The organism is Lachnoclostridium sp. An169, from assembly GCF_002160525.1.
Taxonomy (GTDB): Bacteria; Bacillota; Clostridia; order Lachnospirales; family Lachnospiraceae; genus Mediterraneibacter; species Mediterraneibacter cottocaccae.
Genome location: NZ_NFKT01000009.1, coordinates 83,661 through 103,491 on the forward strand (window position 1 = coordinate 83,661; position 19,831 = coordinate 103,491).

The window sequence follows — 19,831 nt, forward strand, 5'->3', positions numbered from 1 at the left end:
TATAAAAACATTGCAGGAGGAATGAAAAATGGCGAAGGATAAGAATGCACCCCGCTATGACAAAGACGGGGCAAGGCGCGTCATGCGCCCGGGGGATTACTTTTCAGATTTCAGCGGTCAGCTGGCTCTGGGATTAATGTCAAACATTGTAGGTCAGCTGAACTACTTTTACACGGACAAAGTAGGGCTGGCAGTGGGAAGCGTGGGTATCATCCTGGCAGTTTCCAAGGTCATCGATGCTCTGACCGATGTGATCGCGGGAAATATGATCGATCACTCAAAAGGCGGAGACCACAAGTATTTCCGGTGGATCGCTCCGCAGATCGTGCCGGCAGCGGCGATTATGATCCTGATGTTCACGGTGCCGATCCAGGCGGGACAGATACCGGCCATGATCTATGCGCTGGTTACAAACCTGATCCTGTCGGCAGGACTGTACACATTTATCGCAACTCCGTTTTCTGCGGTCATGACCGTGCGCACCCACAGCCTCAGCGAGAGGGGGAGCATGGGACTGTTCCGCGCCATCGGAAATTACGGCGCAGGCATGCTGATCTCCATTCTCACCATACCGCTTACCAACATGCTGGGCGGTACACAGTCTGCATGGATCAAGTACGGTGTTGTTCTTGCAGTCCTTGTACTTGTTCTGTTCGCAATCTGCTACAGGAACGGACATAAGGCAAAATTCGCCTGTGACTATACGGAAGATCTGGAAGCGCGTCCGGATGAAGAAGAGGAGGAGCCGGTTCCGTTTGCAGAAGCAATGCAGATGCTCTTTAAAAACAGATACTGGGTTATCGTGCTCCTGTTTAACCTGATTACCAACATCACCAATGCAGTAACCGCTTCCGGCGGAACCTATTACTGCAAATGGATCTTTGGAAATGACAACCTGGTAGGTGTGATCGGGGCCCTGGGACTTCTGGCAACTATTGTCGGATTCGCTTTTTCCAAGCCGATCATTGCCGGTCTGGGGATCAAGAGAACCATTTCTTTCGGTCTTCTCGGCGCGGCGTTCTTTGCGGGAATCCGCTGTTTTGCCCCGACGAACTTTGTGGTCTACATAATTACGAGCCTTCTGGGAAGTTTCGTGCAGATCCCGATGATGAGTCTGTATGGTGTGCTGACATCCATGACAATCGATTATAACGAATGGAAGTATAATAAAAAGCTGGTTGCCATGTCCGGCGGAGCCATCGGCTTTGGAAGTAAAGTCGGAAACGGACTGGGGGCGGCAGTTCTGTCCCTGTTCCTTGTGCTCGGTGCATATGATGCATCCCTGACCACGGCGACGGCTTCCATGAGATATTCCATCTACGGATTCTCGAACTACTTCCCGGTTGTGATCAACCTGCTCATGTTCGTGCTCTTCCTCGGATTTGATCTGGAGAAGAAACTGCCTCAGATGCGCGAGGAAGTGGCAGCCCGCAAGGCAGCAAAGAAATAAAGAAATGTGGAGAATCTATATATGAAGAAATTATACGAAGACAGCAGCAGAAGCCCGGAAGAGAGGGCAAGAGCCCTTCTGGGGGAACTGAGCCTGGACGAGAAGATGGCCCAGGTGGCCGGTATCTTTCCATTCGGAGAGAGTTATAATGATATGGATAAACTGGCATCGGAGATGCCTTTCGGGATCGGTCAGGTCAGCACGCTGGAAATGCGGAGAATTCAGACGCTGGATGAGGCTGCCGCCTGGCAGAGAAATGTGCAGAAAACCGTAATGGAGAAAAGCCCCCATCACATTCCCGCGATCTTCCATATGGAAGGTCTGTGCGGTCCTTTTATCCAGGAGGGGACCAGCTTCCCCTCCGGTATCTCCAGAGGCTCCGGATGGGATCCGGAGTTGGAGGAGGAGATCGCAAAGGTAGTGTCTGAGCAGGAGGGCGCCTGCGGGATCACTCAGATCCTGGCTCCGGTACTGGATATTTCCAGGGATTCCCGGATGGGAAGGCAGGGGGAGACTTACGGGGAGGACCCGGCGCTGGCTTCTGCCCTGGGAGCCGCCTATACCAGAGGAATCCAGACTACGAAGACCGGCGGCAGGCAGCCGGAGAGCACGGCAAAACATTTCCTTGCATTCCACAATTCCCAGGGAGGAATTCACGGAACCCACAGCGATACGCCGCCGAGGCTTCTGGAAGAGATATACGGAAAGCCTTTCCAGGCAGCAATCGCAGAATCTGATCTGAAGGGGATCATGCCCTGCTACTGTTCCATCGACGGAGAGCCGGCGTCCGTTTCAAAAAGACTGCTGACGGATCTGCTCCGTGATCAGATGGGATTTGACGGACTATGTATCAGTGATTACGGCGCTGTCAATAATGCCCACACTGTCCATCATATCGGGGAGACATCAGAGGAAGCCGGATTCCTGGCGATGGAAGCGGGGATGGATGTGGAACTTCCCCAGGCAGTGGGATACGGGGAAGGCCTGAAAAACATGTTCCGGGAAGGGATAGCAGATATGGCTGTCCTGGACCGGGCGGTTCTGCGCGTACTGGAAGCCAAGTTCCGCATGGGACTTTTTGAGCATCCTTTTGCCCTGGAAGGGGAGGCGCTCCACGCGGTATTTGAAAATAGGAGGGGAAGAGAACTGTCCCTGCGTTCTGCGAGAGAGTCCATGGTACTTCTGAAAAACAACGGCGCCCTTCCTCTTCCGAAAAAGATCAGAAAACTCGCGGTGATCGGCCCTCATGCAGCTTATGCAAGAAAGCTTTTCGGCGGATATACTCATCTGTGCATGATGGAGTCCGTCTATGCCGTGGCAAACTCCATCGCCGGTGTGGAGGGCAGTGAAGAAGGAGAACAGATGGAGCAGTTGGGGAAAGATCCGGTGAAACGGGTTCCCGGAACGCTGATCCAGTCCGACGAGGCAGAACTCTTCGAAGATATCCTGCACCTCCAGAAGCCGGGCTGCAGAAGTATTCTGGAAGAACTGTGTGAGAGACTGCCGGATACGGAGATCCTCTATGCCTACGGGTATCCGATTGCGGGCAGCGATGAGAGCGGTTTTGCGGAGGCTCTAGCAGCAGTGAAGGAAGCAGATGCAGTGATCCTCACCATCGGCGGAAAGCACGGGACCTGTTCCATGGCGTCCATGGGGGAAGGTGTGGACTCAAGTGATATCAATCTGCCGGCATGCCAGGATGCCTTCATCCGCAGGGCTGCCGAGTACGGGAAACCGCTGATCGGCGTGCATTTTAACGGACGTCCGGTTTCCAGCAATACGGCGGACCGGTACCTGGACGCCATCCTGGAGGCGTGGAGCCCTTCAGAGACAGGAGCACAGGCGGTGACCGATGTGCTGCTGGGAGACTATAATCCGGGCGGAAAGCTTCCGGTCTCCGTGGCATACCATGCAGGACAGATCCCGATCTACTACAACCACCCTTACGGATCAGCATGGCATCAGGGAGAGAGCATCGGATTTGTAAATTATGTGGATCTTCCCCACACGCCCCGGTATTTCTTCGGACACGGGCTGTCCTACACCAGGTTTGAGTATTCAGACCTTAGCATTTCTGAAAAGGAGATCCGGCCGGATGGCGAGATACGGATCAGCTGTTCTGTGACGAATACAGGAGAGCGCACCGGTGACGAGGTTGTGCAGCTGTATCTAATCGACCGTTATGCAAGTATGACAAGACCGGTGAAAGAACTGGCGGGATTTAAGCGGGTCACTCTTGAACCGGGAGAAATGGTTCAGGTTGTATTTACCGTGAAGGCAGACCAGATGGCATTTCTTGACCGGGATATGCGCTGGAAGGTGGAAAAGGGGGATATGGATGTGGAAATCGGAAGTTCCTCGGAAGATATCCGGCTGAAAGGGGAGTACAGGATCACGGAGGACGCATGGATCGACGGCAGAGATCGGACTTTCTATGCCGGGACAGAAGTGATCCGTCAGAAATAAGGAAAACATAGAGGAGAAGAGCATGGAGAAGAATATGGACAGAAAACTTCTTGCCGGACAAATCGCGGAAGAATCTATTGTACTGCTGAAAAACGAAGAAAATCTTCTGCCATTTCCCGGACAGAAGAAAGCAGCTTTCTTCGGAAGAGCACAGATCGGGACACTCTATTCCGGAAACGGCTCCGGCGGAGCCAACGTTACGGGATGCAGCACGATTCTGGAAGAATGCGAGAAAAACGGGATCATTCCTGAGGCACGGCTGAAAGAGTTTTACGAGGAGTCTCTCGCAAAGGAACCCATATCCGAGGCAGATGCCTTCGACTGGACGAAGGCCGGTGAGCTGGTAAACAGCGGGATCATGTACGAGATATTCGGAAAATACCGGGCTCCCCTGGAAGAGTTCGAGGTGCCGGAGGATCTGGCAGCCCGGGCCGCAGAAGAGACGGATACCGCACTGCTCGTTATCGGGAGAAATTCCGGCGGAGAAGAATGCGACCGCCATCTGGATGAGGACTATTATCTGACCGGGTCAGAGAGAAAGCTGGTCGCCACAGTCTGCAGTCATTTTGACAGGGTGGCTGTGGTTCTCAATGTGAACGGACTGATCGACCTGTCCTGGATCCGGGAATACAGCAGTATCAAAAGCCTTCTCTTTCTCGGTATTCCCGGAGAGAAGGGAGCCGCCGCGCTTGCAAGGATCCTTTCCGGAAAGGGAAATCCTTCCGGAAAGATGGCCGTCACTGTCGCAGAACATTATGAGGACTATCCTTCCTCGCGGCATTTCTCGTGGGATAAAGAGAATCCGGACAAGATTCTTACCTATGAGGATTACGGTCTCTCGTCAGAAGCAAACGGAAGCAGAGGATTCGTGAAAAGCCCGGTGAATGTGTACTGGGAGAATATATATGCCGGATACCGGTATTTTGACACGTTCCATAAGAAGGTGCTTTTCCCGTTCGGATATGGCCTGTCCTACACAAGTTTCCGGATCACCGGAGGAAAAGCGGAGAAGGCAGCGGATGGAATCTGTGTATCTGCCGTTGTGGAAAATACCGGTTCCAGGAGCGGAAAAGAAGTAGTCCAGGTCTATCTGTCGAAGACGGATGAGGGGCGAGGACTGGAACGCCCCTGCCAGGAGCTGAAAGGGTTTGGGAAAACGGCACTGCTGGCGCCGGGAGAGAAAGCGGAAGTTCAGATCTGTATACCATGGCGGGAGATGGCAGTCTATGATGAGGCGAAAGCAGCCTGGGTCATTGAAGCGGGAGAATATATCCTTCGTGTGGGCAATTCATCCGCAGATACAGAGGAAGCAGGCAGGATCTTTATCGAGAGGGACGTTCTGAAAGAGCAGTGCCGGAACCGGCTGGGCATAGCTCCATGCAATCAGGGAAAGATTGATTTTCTGTCACAGATGCCGGACCGCCGGAGAGAAAAGAATTCACCCCAGAGCGGCGATACCGGTGCAGAGAGCCCGAAACTTACTGTGAAAAAAGGAGACGTTACCGTGAAAAAAGGAGTCGTTCTTTCGGAATTTTCGGACGAAGAACTTGCGGCTCTCTGCGTGGGATACGGGCCGGGGACGCCTTTTGCCGCGGTAGGAGACAGGAGCGATCCGTCTACGATTTTTGACGATAATGGAAAACCGCTGACAACAAACAGCCATCCCGCAGGATTTCCGGGATATGTCTCCCCGGCAATCGAGGAAAAGGGGATCTTCTCGGTGTTTTACAAGGATGGTCCTGCCGGAATCGGAGGGATTGCCTGGCCTACGGAAATGCTTGTGGCATGTTCCTTTGACCGGGAACTGTGGCGCAGGTTCGGAGACGCTGTGGGGGAAGAATGTGAGGAACAGCAGGTGGATATCTGGCTTGCCCCTGCGGTGAACCTTCACAGGAATCCTCTGTGCGGAAGAAACTTTGAATACTTTTCCGAGGATCCTTATCTGACGGGAGTGTGTGCCTGCCAGATCGCCCGGGGCGTGCAGGAGAATCATGCGGTCCTCGTGTGCCCGAAGCATTTTGCTGCCAACGAGCAGGAGACATTCCGCCGGGGCAGCGCAAGGAAGAATTATGATGCGGCGGACTCGATTCTTACGGAACGGACTGCCAGGGAGCTGTATCTGAAACCTTTTGAGATGCTGGTAAAAGAGGCGCATATTGCATGTATCATGACCTCCTTTAACAAGATCAACGGAGTCTTTGCCGGAGGAAACAAGGATCTCTGCACGCACATTCTCCGGGAAGAATGGGGATTCGAAGGTGCTGTTGTGACGGACTGGGGCGATATGGATGTTGTCGTGGACGGAGCGGACGCTGTGGCGGCGGGCAATGATATCGTCATGCCGGGCGGACCGCCGGTGATCCGGCAGATTCTGAAGGGTCTGAAAGAAGGAAGAGTGACAAGAGAGGAGATGGAGCGGGCGGTATCCCATCTGTTATCAATGATTCGGAAAATAAATTCAGATCGGCTGCTCTGTATGTAGGAAAAGAGAGTCTGGTGTGGAGCGGATACGGTATCAGGAATAGCCGGGGGCAGATGATGATATCCTCGTTGGAAAAAAGTGCATCGTACGAAAACGGTGCACTTTTCTGAAGCGCCTGCTGTTCGTCTGTGGTGAATCTTATCGTATAGAGTATCCTGTTCCCGTATATCAGAAGATATGATAACGGATGCCCCCTCTGGAGAGTATTTTTTCTTTCAGGTTATGCGCATGGACAAAACCCTGCAGTTCAAGATCAATCACTGCTTTGTTGCTACACAGCGCCGGGTAAAGCCTTCTGGAAGAAGACCGTCAAAAAATGCTTTTGTCTGTTCCGGAGAAAAGGATGCTCCGGTTAGTGGCAAACTTATAGAAATGGGACGGTTTTCCGAATTTGACAGATATTCAGGAGAATATGTGAAACTCGCGCTTGCCGGAGTATCCCCAATGATATCCCCGACATAAACGCTCGTCCCGTTGATTTCGATAAATACAGTTAATTTATTATTCATATTGGCCTCGCTTTTCTATCAGTATGTCTAATCCGAGCATATTAATGATTTTTAGTGTTTTCTCTAATTCGACCGTAGGTTTTCCGCGTTCCAGATCAGAAATAAAGCTGACACTGAATCCCGTGAATTCGGATAAATATGTTTGAGTATAGTGGAGTTCTTTTCTGCGGTCGCGTATTGCTTTGCCAAGCGATTTTGTGTCAATTATTTTCATTTCAATTTCCCTTTTTAGCCGAACGGCTAAATTTAGATATAGTATACTTTAAATTTATCTTTTTTGCAATAAAGAAGTATCGATTGACTATCCGACGAGCTCGGTCTTGCTATATGCGCGCGCCGTGTGATAATATAATCTGAAACAGAACAAATTTTTCTAAAACAGTGAGGCGTTCGAAAGTTACCCTTGTGGTACGGTATTTGCCGTATGGTAGCTTTACGGACGCCTTTTGCCGTGTTACAGGCATAAAATTCATAATTAGGGTTTCGGGAAAAGCCGGAGCGGGCGAAGCAGGTTTTCCGGGCGGAAATCACCTGGTCTCTCTTTTTTAATAATTCAGAAACAAAACAGAAACATTCATACAATATAATCATCTTATTCTATAATACAAAATAAGGGGCAGAATGCCAGGATTACAGATATTATTTTTGCAGGGAGGAAAACGTGATGATCCATATTCTTGTTGTGGAAGATGATGAAAAACTGAACAGGGTGATCTGTACTTATCTGAATGACTGCGGATTCGCGACAAAGGGCTGCCTCAATGCCCGTGATGCATACGATGAGATGTACAATCAGCTTTATGATCTGATCATTTCCGATATTATGATGCCGGAGATCGACGGGTTTGAATTTGCGGAATCTGTGCGGAAAGTCAACAGGACGATTCCCATTCTTTTTATGTCTGCAAAAGATGACCTGCCCTCCAAGCAGAGAGGATTCCGCCTGGGAATCGATGATTATATGGTCAAGCCTGTGGAACTGGCGGAACTGGAACTGCGGGTCCGGGCGCTTTTAAGGCGGGCCAATATCGAGACGGAGCGGAAGATCACGATGGGGAATCTCACCCTCGATGCGGACGGGATGAGCGCGGAAGTGGATGGAGAGGAGATCGGGCTGACTGCGCGGGAATTCAACATTATCTATAAGCTTTTGTCCTACCCGAAAAAGACCTTTTCCCGGGCGCAGCTTATGGACGAGTTCTGGGACGCGGAGAGTGACTCGGGGCTGCGGGCTGTGGATGTCTACATGACGAAGCTGCGGAACAAGCTGTCAGCTTGTGACGGATTTAAGATCGTAACTGTAAGAGGAATCGGATATAAGGCGGTGCTGCAATGAAAAAGTCAGACAGAAACCAGGAGTTTAAGGTAAAGGAAGAGCTGTTCCCCCTGTCGCTGCTCGGCATCTGTTTCGGAGTGCTTCTTCTGATGTCCGGCCTGCATATGAATGTGATTGTTATTATCAATACACTGAACATAGCAACGTGGCTTCAGCCGGTATTCCCGATTCTGTACTGGCTTGCTGTGGCGGCGGGTCTTACGCTTTTCATTCGGAAGAAGATGAAGCAGACTTATGAGGAACCGCTTCACCGGCTTGCCGAGGCAACTCAGAAAGTGGCGGGAGGAGACTTTTCCGTCTATGTTCCCACTATACACACTTCGGATAAACTGGATTATCTGGACGTGATGATTCTGGATTTTGACCGGATGGTGGAAGAGCTTGGAAGCGTGGAAACGCTGAAAACGGACTTTGTGTCCAATGTATCCCATGAGATGAAGACTCCCATTGCCATTATCAGGAATTATGCGGAACTTCTTGAAGGGAAAAATGTCACGGATGCAGAACGGGTGGAGTACGCGCAAAATATCGGGCAGGCAGCATCCCGTCTTTCCGATCTGATTACCAATATTCTGCGGCTTAATAAGCTGGAAAACCAGACGATCGATCCGGAGATCGAAGTTTACGATCTCTGCGGGCAGCTGGAAGAATGTATCCTGAATTACGAAAATGCACTGGATGAAAAAGAACTGGAACTGGAAGTCGATATGGATGACCGGGCATATATACAGGCGGACAGAAGCCTGATGGAGCTGGTGTGGAACAACCTGATTTCAAATGCAGTGAAGTTCACGGAGAAAGGCGGTACGATTGCGGTACGGCAGACCGCATCGACGGATTATATCGAGGTGTCCGTATCTGACAGCGGATGCGGAATGAGTGAGGCCAGTATGCGTCACATTTTTGACAAATTCTATCAGGGAGATTCCTCCCATGCAAAGGAAGGAAACGGCCTCGGCCTTGCCCTCGTCAGAAGAGTGCTGGAACTGATGAACGGAGATATCACAGTGATGAGCGAGGAGGGCAGAGGCAGCAATTTTACGGTAAAGCTGCCGCTGCCGGATCCGGGCGGGCAGAATCAGACGGACAGCATCCGGGAAAATCTGCAGTAGGAGGAGAAGAAAATGGCAGAGAAGAAAAAAAGGTTTATCGGCTATGATTATAAAGAAGTAACGGCAGAACCCGTCAGGCTTTCGCTGCTTCTGGACGGTTATGAAAGCTTTGGGTGGGAAGTGATTGAAAATGCAGGGACAACGGCCGGGAACGGCATATACAATCCGGGTGTCCCCGCAAAACAGCAGGGAAAGCAGACAGTACGGCTCAGGAGGGAGCGGAAGATCATCAATAAGGCAGAACTGACCCGCCTGCAGTCGAATTTTGAAGCCTGCATATCTGAAATCGACGCGCTGGAACGGGCAAAGACGACGAGACCGACCTTGACCTCAATTACGGTGGGAATTATCGGAACCGCATTTATGGCGGGGTCTGTTTTCGCGGTGACTGCCCAACCCCCTTTGATTATATTGAGCATTATTCTAGCGGTACCCGGATTTTTCGGGTGGCTTGTGCCTTATTTCCTGTACAGAGAAATGGCGGCGAAACAGGCGGACAAGATACGTCCTCTGATTGAGAAGAAGTATGACGAGATCTATGAACTCTGTGAGAAAGGCAGCGGCCTGCTCCACTGAGAATATTTTCGGCAGAACGGACAGGAGAGAACAGAAGAATGAAAAGAAAGAAGAGGAAAAATCAGAGATGGAAACTGCCGGTCTTCCCGCTGTATGTCAGGATAATTTTGTATCTTGCCTGTGTCATTGCAGCGGCAGGCGCCATGGCAGAGACTGTATATGATGTTTTGCCGCCTGCAGCGGAAAATGGCTTGTATGTCTGTGCCGCGGTGCTGCTGGTACTGGCCGGGATCTGTGCCTGTTACGACCTCAGAGCCCGGGTCTGGAAAAACCTGTTGGCGCGGATTGACTCCAACGCTGTGACAAGCCGGATCTACCGGGATTACAGCTACCGGACTCTGGTGACGACACTCCCCTCCCTGGCCGTAAATCTGGCGTATACGGTTTACAACGGTGTATTCGGGATACTGAACCGGTCTGCCTGGTTTATCACAATGGCGGTTTATTACGCACTTCTGTGCGGCATGAGGTTCCTTGCAGTCAGGGAAAAGAACAGGGCAGACCGGCTGGAGAACCGGGAGAGGGCGCTTAACCTGGAGCGCTCTGTGCTGAAAAAAGACGGCATCCTGCTGCTGTGTATGACAGTGGCACTGAGCGGAATGATCAGACTGACGATCTCCGACAACACAATTTCCGCAAGTACGGATATTATGGCGATTACAATCGCGGCCTATACGTTCTATAAGTTTATCCAGGCGGGCATTAACATGATCCGGGTCCGGAAGATGAAGTCGCCCATTCTCATATCCATTCGGAACATCGGTTTTACAGATGCTCTGGTGTCCGTGATTTCCCTGCAGAATGTGCTGATCCTTTCCTTTGAAAAAGAGGATAAGGGGCAGTTTCTTGAAATAATGAATGCCGGTGTGGGACTGGTGGTATGCGTGATCATCGTGGTGATGGGAATACGGATGATATTGATGGCGAGAGACTATTGACATTTTGAATCAGCACGCTATAATGTTTATTGAAAAACGGTTTCTTAAAAAACTAATTGGCGAGCTGAAAAGGGTGAAGATTATGGACAGAAATACACAGCCTGCAAATGGCGCAGCAGGAGAAAAACAAAATGAGGATAAAGAATTCCTGCGGACGGAACCGCTTGGCAAACTGCTTCTGAAGCTTGCGCTCCCCACGGTGGCGGCACAGCTGATCAACATGCTCTACAATATCGTCGACCGTATCTATATCGGACATATTCCGGATATCGGGGCAACAGCGCTGACAGGAGTGGGTGTCTGTATGCCCCTGATCATGATTGTCTCCGCCTTTGCGGCACTGGTAGGCTACGGCGGCGCACCGCGGGCATCCATATTCATGGGAAAACATGACAGGGAATCGGCAGAGAAGATCCTGGGAAACTGCTTTGTGCTCCAGATTATTATCTCTGTGATACTTACTGCTGTACTGCTGATCTGGAACCGGGATTTTCTTATGGCATTCGGAGCCAGCGAGAATACCATTGAATACGGAGTCAGCTATATGAATATTTACGCCCTGGGAACGATTTTCGTGGAACTGACTCTTGGCATGAATGCATTTATCACGGCACAGGGATTTGCGAAGACAGGGATGCTCTCCGTTCTGATCGGTGCGGTTGCCAATATTATTCTGGATCCGATCTTCATATTCGGGTTTAACATGGATGTGCGGGGAGCGGCGCTTGCAACCATTATCTCCCAGGCACTTTCCTGTATCTGGGTAGTCGGTTTCCTGTGCGGAAAGAAGACGTTCCTGAAAATAAAAAGAAAGAATCTGGGGCTTACACCGAATATCATTCTTCCCTGCCTGGCTCTTGGCGTTGCCACATTTATCATGCAGGCAAGCGAGAGTGTGATTTCCGTATGCTTCAACAGTTCGCTTCAGAATTACGGCGGAGATATCGCTGTCGGAGCCATGACTATTCTGACCAGCGTCATGCAGTTCGCCATGCTTCCCCTTCAGGGGCTCGGACAGGGGGCGCAGCCGATCATCAGCTACTGTTACGGCGCCGGGGATGCAAAGAGGGTGCGGGCGGCGTTCAGACTTCTGCTCAGGGTCAGCCTGGGATATTCGATTCTCCTGTGGATTCTGGTGATGCTCTTCCCGGGAGGATTCGCAGCCATGTTCACATCTGACGCCCAACTGATGGAATACACGAAGACAGCACTGCGCATTTATATGGGCTCCATGTTCCTCTTCGGTATACAGATGGCGTGCCAGATGACATTTAATGCACTGGGAAAAGCGGCGGAGTCTATCATCGTGGCTGTTATGCGAAAATTTATCCTTCTGATTCCGCTGATCTATATCATGCCGCATATTATCCGCTCCAGCCAGACGATGGCCGTGTATATGGCAGAGCCCATCGCGGATCTCCTGGCGGTGACATTTACGGCGGTACTGTTTGCCGTACAGTTTAAGAAAACGCTGAAAAAAACAGAAAAAGCAGCATAATTATGAAGTTTATCGGCGACGGAATGAAACACGGAAGACAAAAGAAAATATGATGAAAGACCATGGAACCGTATCCGGCTTCATGGTTTCTTTCTGCCTTTTTTATAGAAATGATAGAAGATTTTACCGCGGGGAGTTATAATGTATTATATGTCGTAAAATACGGGGGATTTTATGGAGAAAAAAAGAGCGTTTTTGATTAATATCGGATATTATGGATTTTTCATCATCCTGCTGTTTCTGGCGGGAAAATATGTGCTTCCCGTGATCATGCCCTTTGTGGTGGCATTTGTGATCGCTTTTGTGATCCACGGACCGGCGGGATGGCTGTCGGGGAAACTCAAAGTGCCTAAGAAATATGTTTCACTTCTGATACTGATTCTGCTTTACGTGCTGGTTTTCGGCGGTCTGTCGCTGGGCGGCGGAAAAACATTTGCCATGATCAGGGACTTCGTCATTCGCATCCCGCAGAGGTATCAGACAGATATCGCGCCGTTTCTGAACTATGTACTGGAGGAGATCGGGGATACCCTTTCCGAGACAGATCCTTTCGTGGCGGGACAGATCGAGGAGAGTCTGCAGCAGTTTGTACAGAGTATCGGACAGACGATTTCTACATTTTCCGTGAATCTTTTAAGCGATGTGTCGGGAATACTCACCGGGATTCCGTCGCTGCTAATCCGCGTTGTGATTACAGTTGTAACTTCTTTCTATATTTGCGCGGACTACGATAAAATTGTGGGGACTGTGTGGAAACATCTGCCTGAGAAAGCGAGAACCACGTGTATGGATGTTAAAAAGTACGGAATTAACATCCTGAAAATTTACATCAAATCATATACACTGCTGTTTCTTATGACATTTACAGAGCTGCTCATCGGATTCCTGATTCTGCGGATCCCCTATCCGGTGGCGATTGCACTGGCTATCGCGGTATTCGACATTCTCCCGGTGCTGGGGACGGGAGGAATCCTGATCCCGTGGGCTGTCGTGCTGGCAGTGATCGGAAACTATTCCATGGCTGCAGAGATCATGCTGCTGTATATTGTAATTACAATTGTAAGGAATTTTGCGGAGCCGAGAATCGTAGGAAAACAGATCGGTCTGCATCCGCTGATCACCCTGATCGCCATGTTTACCGGCGTGAGCCTTTTCGGGCTGCCCGGGCTGATCCTCTTCCCAATGGCGGTGGTGATCCTTGTAAATATGGAGAAAAACGGGGCACTGCACATCTTTGACAGGGAGGAGAAATGAGCGGTCAGTCCGCAAACGCGGGATTCAGCAAGACTGAGGGGCATAATATTGTTCACGGGCTTTCTCGAAAGCGGCAAGAAAACGCTGTGCTGCCTTTCTTCCTAAAGCACTGTCCGGCTCCATCATGTCGAAAGCGTGATACATGCCGGGGTACACGTCCACTGCTGCAGGAATCCCGGCTTTTCTGAGATTCTCTATGTAGGTCAGAGTTTCGCAGTAAAATGGCTCTGCGTCTCCGACAAAAGTGTATGCCGGCGGAAGTCCCCGGTAGTCCCTGCATCTGGAAGGAGAGGCGTAGGCGGGAACATGTTTATGCTTTATGGAGCGGAGATATAATTTCCAGGCTATGTGATTGCGCCTGGTGTTCCAGATTTTGGCATGGTTATTTACAGAGGATGGCGTATCCTCGCAGTCGATCATGGGATACAGAGGCATTTGAAAAGCAATGTTGACATCGCCTCTGTCTCTTGCCAGAATACAGAGAGCAGCAGCCAGACCACCGCCTGCGCTTTCCCCGCCCACCATAATCTGATCCGGGCGTATGTTAAGCTCCGCAGCATGTCTTTTCATATAAAGTAGGGCCCGGTAACTGTCTTCAAGCGCGGCCGGATAAGGAGCTTTCAAGGTCAGACAGTAGGCGGGACTGAGAAGAACAGCACCACAGTGTCTGACCAGATCCGCTGCCCGGGAGATAAATGCCATTTCCGGAAATCCGGTCAGGTATCCTCCGCCATGAAGCCACAGGACGCCCGTGGCAGGAGAGGGATGAGCAGAAATTTCCGGCCGGACGATCATCAGTTTCAGAATCCGGTTGTGCGGACCGGGGATTTTCCTGTATTCAGTTATACAGCCTTTTTTACTATATCGGATCATGATATTCCTCCCGGAAAGATATCCCGCTCAATGCAGAGCAGAGAGAAACATTACAGTAAGTGACAGTGCAAAAAGGGCGGAAACAGAACCGCCCTTAAAAACTTCAGTGATCAAAATGATTCATTAGATGAAGCACTGTTGGAAGAGAGACTGGCAAGCTGAGCCTTTAATGCAGCAATCTCCCTGTCTTTTTCCGAAATGGTGGCCTCTTTTTCCGAAATGGTGGCCTCTTTTTCCAAAATGGTGGCCTCCTTTTCCGCAATGATAGTCTCTTTCTCCATTGTTTCTTTTAACGCATCATCCTTTTCCATTTTTAACGCATCAATCTCATCCTGCATCTCATCGATCATATACTGTACGGTATTCCGGTCCAGTTCCTGCAGTTCCTTGGAAAACATATTCATCACCTTCTCCATGTTCTGGCACAGTGTATAGATTTCCTCATAATATTTCTTAAACTGCGGATACTCCCCGATCAGCTTTACAATCACTTCCGGCTCATCCACACTGAGGAAAGCAAGCCATGCCTCCAACTCGTTTCTGATACCTTTATTGTGCAGAATCTTCCGGAAGATGTCAAGCGGGATGAAATATATACAAAACGTATATATAAAAATGTTATTGCGCAGCTTCATTTATCGGAATAATCGTATTTCTAGTTACGCAAATGTTTGTCGGAGAAGAATCGAATCTGGAAAAACTGGAAGGCACCTGGAGTGATGATGAAGGGAATGGGGTGACCTTTTACGCTCTGCATGATGATGCAGGTATTAATGGCGATGCGGAGGTTATGGAAGATGGAGAAACAACACCTGCCACATATGAATGGCATGAGTCCAGTAAAAGAATTATTCTGAAATATCTATATCGGTGGGGAGAGGTTGAAGTGATATACAGATACGAAATAGGAGATATAGGAGAGAAGACGCTCTACGCAGAAGAACTCGGATTTGACGATACATTGATTTTAAGGCTGATACCGGTGGGAGTATCTACTTCGACAGGAACCTATTCGCCTGATGAAGAGGACGTGGTAGAATTTTATAAAAATTGATTTGTAAGCAGAATTTTTGTTTTATGTTGGGACAGAAAGTCTTTGGTGCCCTGTGGGTATCTGTGTGAAGAGCAGGCAAGTACCTGTAAAAATCATTTTATAATTATCGGTTTGGCAAAGAAAAGGCTGACAAAGGAAGAAAGATGATATAACAGATTTCTTCCTTGTCAGTCTTTTATATTTTGGACATAAGATGTAAATGTGCGGCGTCTGTCTGAAAATGTAAAATATTATTGCAAAAGAGTGCACATAATCGTATAATAATTACGTTAATACATATTAGTGGACGGAGGAAAAGAAGATGGCTTTTTTAGATGATATTGATAGAAAAATATCGCATTTCGGAAAGAATGCAATTAAAAAAACAAAGGATGTGACTGAATCGATGAAAATTTCCAGTGCAATTCAGGCCGAGTCAGATAAGCAGCAGGAATTGTTCAGAAAAATAGGTCAGTACATATTCGAAAATTATGCGGATAAAGCAGACGAGCAGGTTCGGGAATGGTGCAGTGCCATTCAGGCAAGTAAAGCCCAGGAAATGCAGTATAAAGAACAGTTGGAACTTCTGAAAGGGGCAGTTACATGTCCAAACTGCGGTGCTTCTGTACAGGCAGGGTCCAGATTTTGTAACGTATGTGGAAAAGAGATCAATGCACCTGCAAGGCAAACAGTTTCATCTGCAGGACAGAAAAGAACTTGTCCGTCGTGTGGGATGGAAGTGGAAGATGAAGCGATGTTCTGCACAAATTGTGGAACCAGAATAGAAGCAGATGTTCCGGTGAAAAAAGAGCCGGATGAAACAGCTGCCGATCAGAAAAAAATATGCCCCGGATGCGGAAGAGAGACCAGACCCGGTGAAGTCTTCTGTATTAAATGCGGAACTCCGCTTAATCCGCTTAAATAATATTTTGGGGTTATAGATTGATTTTGAAATTAGCCGGGTAAAGCAATATGAATTTAGAGAGGGTAATTCGCTATAAGCTTAATTTATAAAATCTGGAGGAAGGAGTTAGAAAAACAGCGGATTATAAAATGTTACGGAGGAGAAAGAAATGGGAGTAGGATCACTTGTTTTAGGAATTATTTCAATCGTTATAGGTTTATTTGGCGGAGGTCTTGGATGGCTTGGAGCAATTCTTGGAATCATAGGAATAATTTTAGGCTCGCAGGGAAAGAAGATACCGGAACAGAAGGGGCTGGCATCAGCAGGATTTGTCTGCTCAATAATCGGAACGGTTCTGTGTCTGTTGATGTATATTGCATGTATAGCATGTGTAGGCGGATTGGCTGCATTATCATAATAGGATCAGGAATCAGGGGATGTGTCTGCATCCCCTTTTGTTAAATTTGAAGTGAATCAAAGGAACGTTGCGGGATGGGAATAGAGATTGGAACTGTGACAATTCCTTATTACGGATTGTGTATCGTATTGGGAATTCTGTTGGGAGGATTTGCAGGATATATACAGTGCAGAATATTCAGGCTGGATTTTAATGATTTTGTGGCGCTTGCGGGCGGCGCGGGGATTGGTGCGGCAGTAGGCGCCAAACTCCTTTACATAATTGTGAGCATGCCCCACATCGACATTTTGAGAATCATGGAACCGGAATATCTGAACAGCCTGATGAGTGGTGGATTTGTATTTTACGGCGGTTTGGCAGGAGGATTTGCAGGAGTTTTTGTCTGTGGGAAAATATTTCATATTGATACACTTGGGTATGTGGAAAAAGGAATTCCACTGATTCCGTTAGCACATGCATTTGGTCGGATTGGCTGCCTGTTGGTGGGCTGCTGTTATGGTATCCCATACAGCGGACCGGGAGCTGTAATATATGAACATTCTCCTGTTGCACCAAATGGAACAGAACTTTTCCCGGTGCAGGGAGCAGAAGCTATACTGGATTTCTGTATTTCAGCGGCTCTTTTTTTGTATATATACAAAAAGCAGGGAGAAAAAATTGAGAGCATGGAAATTTATCTGATTATGTATGCAACAGTCCGTTTTATTCTGGAATATTTGCGATATGATGATGCGGAACGTGGAATATTAGCCGGATTATCGGTGTCTCAGTGGATAAGTATTTTAATCATAATCATAGTAACAGGGTGGATGTGCAGAAAAAGATTTGTACAGGATGGTTATATGAAAAAGGGTAAAGGAGAAAAAGATGTATTGCGGTAATTGTGGAAAAGAGAATAAAGAGGGTGTCAGGTTCTGCGCTTTCTGCGGAGCAAAAATGCCGGAAATGAAACAGAGTGTTCCGGAAGAAAATGAGAATATCATTCGTCAGGAACAGCAAGTGCATTTTAAGGGAAATTGTGAAAACGTACAGAAAACGGGAATTGGGGCAACAGATATTATTTTAGTAATTATTTATATTTTACTTGCTGTGCCGTGGACAGATCTATTTGTTTCAAATTTCATGCTGACAAAAACAGCGTTTACGTTTATAGATGAACAAAATATTGCTATGGGATTTTATACTCTGCCATACTTGCTGATTCTTGCTGTAGTAGTGATTGGAATAGTGAATGTTTTCCAACAGAAGTACCATATTAGTCTTGGCGTAGCAGTGATTATATTATCTGTTATTCTTCTGATTGGGAAAACTGTCTATTCTGAAATATCTTTTGATACAGTAAAACTTGTTGCATTCAGAGTGTTCTATGTATATGGAAGGCTCTGGATCATTACTTTGTTTTTTGGAATTATACTTACCATATTTCTTTATGCAAAAAACGCACAGAAAAATGGACAAGGAGCGTGATGGAAAATGAAAAGGATACTGAAATATTTTATCGGTCTGCTTTTCTGTTGCTCTTTATACCTGACGGTCTTGCCGGTTCTTGAATATCAGGAGCATGAAATATCGGTACTGGATCTTCTTCAGTTTGCCGCAACGGGAAGCCTGGCTTATATGCCGGACGATGCCGCGGAAGTGTTGGAAATACTGATGGGACCGTTTCTGGTAATGGGAGCAGTATTACTGATAACGATTCTGATAACAGCTGTATACACATTTATAACGGGATGGAAGAACTCTTACATTATTTCGGCTTTCGGAACGATTATTATAAATGCTGAAATGGTTTTGTTGGTGTGGATGCTACGCAGGTATGTCTATTCTGAAACATCGGCTCTATTTATGGGAATGTATGAAGAGATAACGTGGAAAATTCTTCCGGTATGCCTGTGGTGTCTGATTTATGTGCTGATCTTGCTTGGAAGTATATGGGGAATCGCACAGGTAATAATTGCAGGACTGGAAAGAACAGAAATACAGACGGAGGAAGAGAATGTAACGGAATGGTCCGACGTGGAATGGACAGATTATTCTCTGGAAAATACCGGGAACTCAGATGTAGAGACAGAAATCGATACAAATATAGAGCAGCGGATACTGCCGGAAGAAGATATTTTGACGGAAATCGCAGGAGATGAGTTGACGGAGGAAATATCGCGATGTCCGAGATGTGGCAGAGAACTGGAGCCGGAGGCGGTATTCTGTGGTAAATGTGGATTCAAAGTAAGATAGTCAGGTTGGGAGGAGCAAGATGAGATGCCCGAAATGTAATCATACGATCGAGGATGATGCTCTGTTTTGTACAGAGTGCGGTTGCAATATCAGTGAGTTTGAACAAGAGGAAACAGTCAGTGGGAAGGTCAGCGGCGCAGCAGGGGAAAAAAGAAATGGAAAATTTAAGCGACGCGAAAAGATCTCTGTAAAAGCACTGATCAGCTTTTTGACCATATGCCTTATACTTTTTGCTGCGGGAGCAGGTTACTGGTTCCTTACATATGACAGGGAGCCAGTAACTGAATGGGTACAGGAACAGACAGTAAAAATCAACGAAGAGGAACAGCAGAAGAGGATGAATGAAATTGATGAGATGATCGGAGATGACGAATCAGAAGAAGAGGAACAGGTTACGGAACCTGCGACAGATTCTCAACTGTATGATCCCGCGCTCGTTGTACGGCCAATACACGGCAATGAAGAGGATGATACGATGCAGGAATATATCCTTCCGGACAGCAGTACAAGAAGACTGTCAGACAGTGAAGTGCAGGGATTGTCTCAGGAAGAACTGCGGCTTGCAAGAAACGAAATCTATGCTCGGCATGGCAGGCTTTTTGACGATGCACAACTGCAGAACTATTTTAATGCAAAATCATGGTACAGCGGGACGGTAAGTCCGGAAAATTTCAGTGAAGAAATGCTTTCGGACATTGAGAAAGCTAACATTGATCTGATAAAGAAATATGAACAGTGAAAACAGAG

The 19,831-nt window shown here is 48.1% G+C and carries 20 protein-coding genes; 16 read left to right on the plus strand and 4 right to left on the minus strand.

Going from position 1 to position 19,831, the window contains the following annotated elements; all coding sequences use genetic code 11:
- Nucleotides 1-28: 28 nt before the first annotated feature.
- Genes B5F07_RS08550 through B5F07_RS08560 form a run of 3 tightly spaced genes read left to right on the plus strand, consistent with a single transcriptional unit; the run spans nucleotide 29 to nucleotide 6,398 of the window.
- Nucleotides 29-1,450, plus strand: coding sequence for an MFS transporter (locus tag B5F07_RS08550; protein ID WP_087160858.1), 1,422 nt, complete (start codon nucleotides 29-31; stop codon nucleotides 1,448-1,450).
- Nucleotides 1,451-1,471: 21 nt separating this feature from the next.
- Nucleotides 1,472-3,916 carry a glycoside hydrolase family 3 N-terminal domain-containing protein gene (locus B5F07_RS08555; protein ID WP_087160859.1) on the plus strand — a complete coding sequence of 815 codons (2,445 nt, stop codon included), beginning with the start codon at nucleotides 1,472-1,474 and terminating at the stop codon, nucleotides 3,914-3,916.
- Nucleotides 3,917-3,938: 22 nt separating this feature from the next.
- A complete protein-coding gene (locus B5F07_RS08560) occupies nucleotides 3,939-6,398 on the plus strand; it encodes a glycoside hydrolase family 3 protein (protein WP_242972472.1) in 2,460 nt (819 codons plus the stop codon).
- Between the two features lie 257 nt (nucleotides 6,399-6,655).
- Here B5F07_RS08560 and B5F07_RS08565 read toward each other — a convergent pair whose 3' ends face one another.
- Both B5F07_RS08565 and B5F07_RS23560 read right to left on the minus strand, forming a co-directional pair.
- Nucleotides 6,656-6,907, minus strand: coding sequence for a HipA N-terminal domain-containing protein (locus B5F07_RS08565; RefSeq protein ID WP_087160860.1), 252 nt, complete (start codon nucleotides 6,905-6,907; stop codon nucleotides 6,656-6,658).
- On the minus strand, nucleotides 6,900-7,121 hold the full coding sequence (locus tag B5F07_RS23560) for a helix-turn-helix domain-containing protein (protein ID WP_087160861.1): 222 nt from the start codon (nucleotides 7,119-7,121) through the stop codon (nucleotides 6,900-6,902). Before B5F07_RS23560 ends, B5F07_RS08565 begins: the two co-directional genes overlap by 8 nt.
- 450 nt (nucleotides 7,122-7,571) lie before the next feature.
- Between B5F07_RS23560 and B5F07_RS08575 the strand changes: the two genes are divergently transcribed.
- The 6 genes from B5F07_RS08575 to ytvI all read left to right on the plus strand — a co-directional run bounded on the left by B5F07_RS08575 (nucleotide 7,572) and on the right by ytvI (nucleotide 13,621).
- On the plus strand, nucleotides 7,572-8,243 hold the full coding sequence (locus tag B5F07_RS08575; protein ID WP_087160862.1) for a response regulator transcription factor: 672 nt from the start codon (nucleotides 7,572-7,574) through the stop codon (nucleotides 8,241-8,243).
- Entirely contained in the window at nucleotides 8,240-9,355 is a 1,116-nt protein-coding gene (locus B5F07_RS08580) for a HAMP domain-containing sensor histidine kinase (RefSeq protein ID WP_087160863.1), read from the plus strand. The genes B5F07_RS08575 and B5F07_RS08580 overlap by 4 nt, the downstream gene beginning before the upstream one ends.
- Before the next feature lie 12 nt (nucleotides 9,356-9,367).
- Nucleotides 9,368-9,931 (plus strand): hypothetical protein, encoded by a 564-nt coding sequence (locus B5F07_RS08585; protein ID WP_087160864.1) that lies wholly within the window; start codon nucleotides 9,368-9,370, stop codon nucleotides 9,929-9,931.
- Nucleotides 9,932-9,969: 38 nt separating this feature from the next.
- Complete coding sequence (locus tag B5F07_RS08590; RefSeq protein ID WP_087160865.1) at nucleotides 9,970-10,869, plus strand: hypothetical protein; 900 nt, start codon at nucleotides 9,970-9,972, stop codon at nucleotides 10,867-10,869.
- An 82-nt stretch (nucleotides 10,870-10,951) separates the two neighbouring features.
- Nucleotides 10,952-12,367, plus strand: a complete 1,416-nt coding sequence (locus B5F07_RS08595; protein WP_087160907.1) for an MATE family efflux transporter — start codon at nucleotides 10,952-10,954, stop codon at nucleotides 12,365-12,367.
- 174 nt (nucleotides 12,368-12,541) lie between these two features.
- Nucleotides 12,542-13,621, plus strand: a complete 1,080-nt coding sequence (ytvI, locus tag B5F07_RS08600) for a sporulation integral membrane protein YtvI (RefSeq protein WP_087160866.1) — start codon at nucleotides 12,542-12,544, stop codon at nucleotides 13,619-13,621.
- 24 nt (nucleotides 13,622-13,645) lie between these two features.
- Here ytvI and B5F07_RS08605 read toward each other — a convergent pair whose 3' ends face one another.
- Both B5F07_RS08605 and B5F07_RS08610 read right to left on the minus strand, forming a co-directional pair.
- Nucleotides 13,646-14,494 (minus strand): alpha/beta hydrolase, encoded by an 849-nt coding sequence (locus B5F07_RS08605; RefSeq protein ID WP_087160867.1) that lies wholly within the window; start codon nucleotides 14,492-14,494, stop codon nucleotides 13,646-13,648.
- A gap of 110 nt (nucleotides 14,495-14,604) precedes the next feature.
- A complete protein-coding gene (locus B5F07_RS08610; protein ID WP_140397995.1) occupies nucleotides 14,605-15,027 on the minus strand; it encodes a hypothetical protein in 423 nt (140 codons plus the stop codon).
- Between the two features lie 134 nt (nucleotides 15,028-15,161).
- On the opposite strand from B5F07_RS08610, the gene B5F07_RS08615 reads away from it, so the two are divergent.
- The 7 genes from B5F07_RS08615 (at nucleotide 15,162) to B5F07_RS08645 (ending at nucleotide 19,823) form a co-directional block, all read left to right on the plus strand.
- A complete protein-coding gene (locus B5F07_RS08615) occupies nucleotides 15,162-15,548 on the plus strand; it encodes a hypothetical protein (protein WP_087160869.1) in 387 nt (128 codons plus the stop codon).
- A gap of 301 nt (nucleotides 15,549-15,849) precedes the next feature.
- Nucleotides 15,850-16,452 (plus strand): zinc ribbon domain-containing protein, encoded by a 603-nt coding sequence (locus B5F07_RS08620; protein WP_087160870.1) that lies wholly within the window; start codon nucleotides 15,850-15,852, stop codon nucleotides 16,450-16,452.
- Between the two features lie 148 nt (nucleotides 16,453-16,600).
- On the plus strand, nucleotides 16,601-16,849 hold the full coding sequence (locus tag B5F07_RS08625; RefSeq protein WP_087160871.1) for a hypothetical protein: 249 nt from the start codon (nucleotides 16,601-16,603) through the stop codon (nucleotides 16,847-16,849).
- 74 nt (nucleotides 16,850-16,923) lie between these two features.
- Nucleotides 16,924-17,730, plus strand: a complete 807-nt coding sequence (locus B5F07_RS08630; RefSeq protein WP_087160872.1) for a prolipoprotein diacylglyceryl transferase — start codon at nucleotides 16,924-16,926, stop codon at nucleotides 17,728-17,730.
- Nucleotides 17,717-18,316 carry a zinc ribbon domain-containing protein gene (locus tag B5F07_RS08635; RefSeq protein ID WP_087160873.1) on the plus strand — a complete coding sequence of 200 codons (600 nt, stop codon included), beginning with the start codon at nucleotides 17,717-17,719 and terminating at the stop codon, nucleotides 18,314-18,316. Before B5F07_RS08630 ends, B5F07_RS08635 begins: the two co-directional genes overlap by 14 nt.
- A gap of 6 nt (nucleotides 18,317-18,322) precedes the next feature.
- On the plus strand, nucleotides 18,323-19,084 hold the full coding sequence (locus B5F07_RS08640) for a zinc ribbon domain-containing protein (RefSeq protein WP_087160874.1): 762 nt from the start codon (nucleotides 18,323-18,325) through the stop codon (nucleotides 19,082-19,084).
- A gap of 19 nt (nucleotides 19,085-19,103) precedes the next feature.
- Entirely contained in the window at nucleotides 19,104-19,823 is a 720-nt protein-coding gene (locus tag B5F07_RS08645) for a YARHG domain-containing protein (protein ID WP_087160875.1), read from the plus strand.
- The last annotated feature ends 8 nt before the right edge of the window (nucleotides 19,824-19,831 follow it).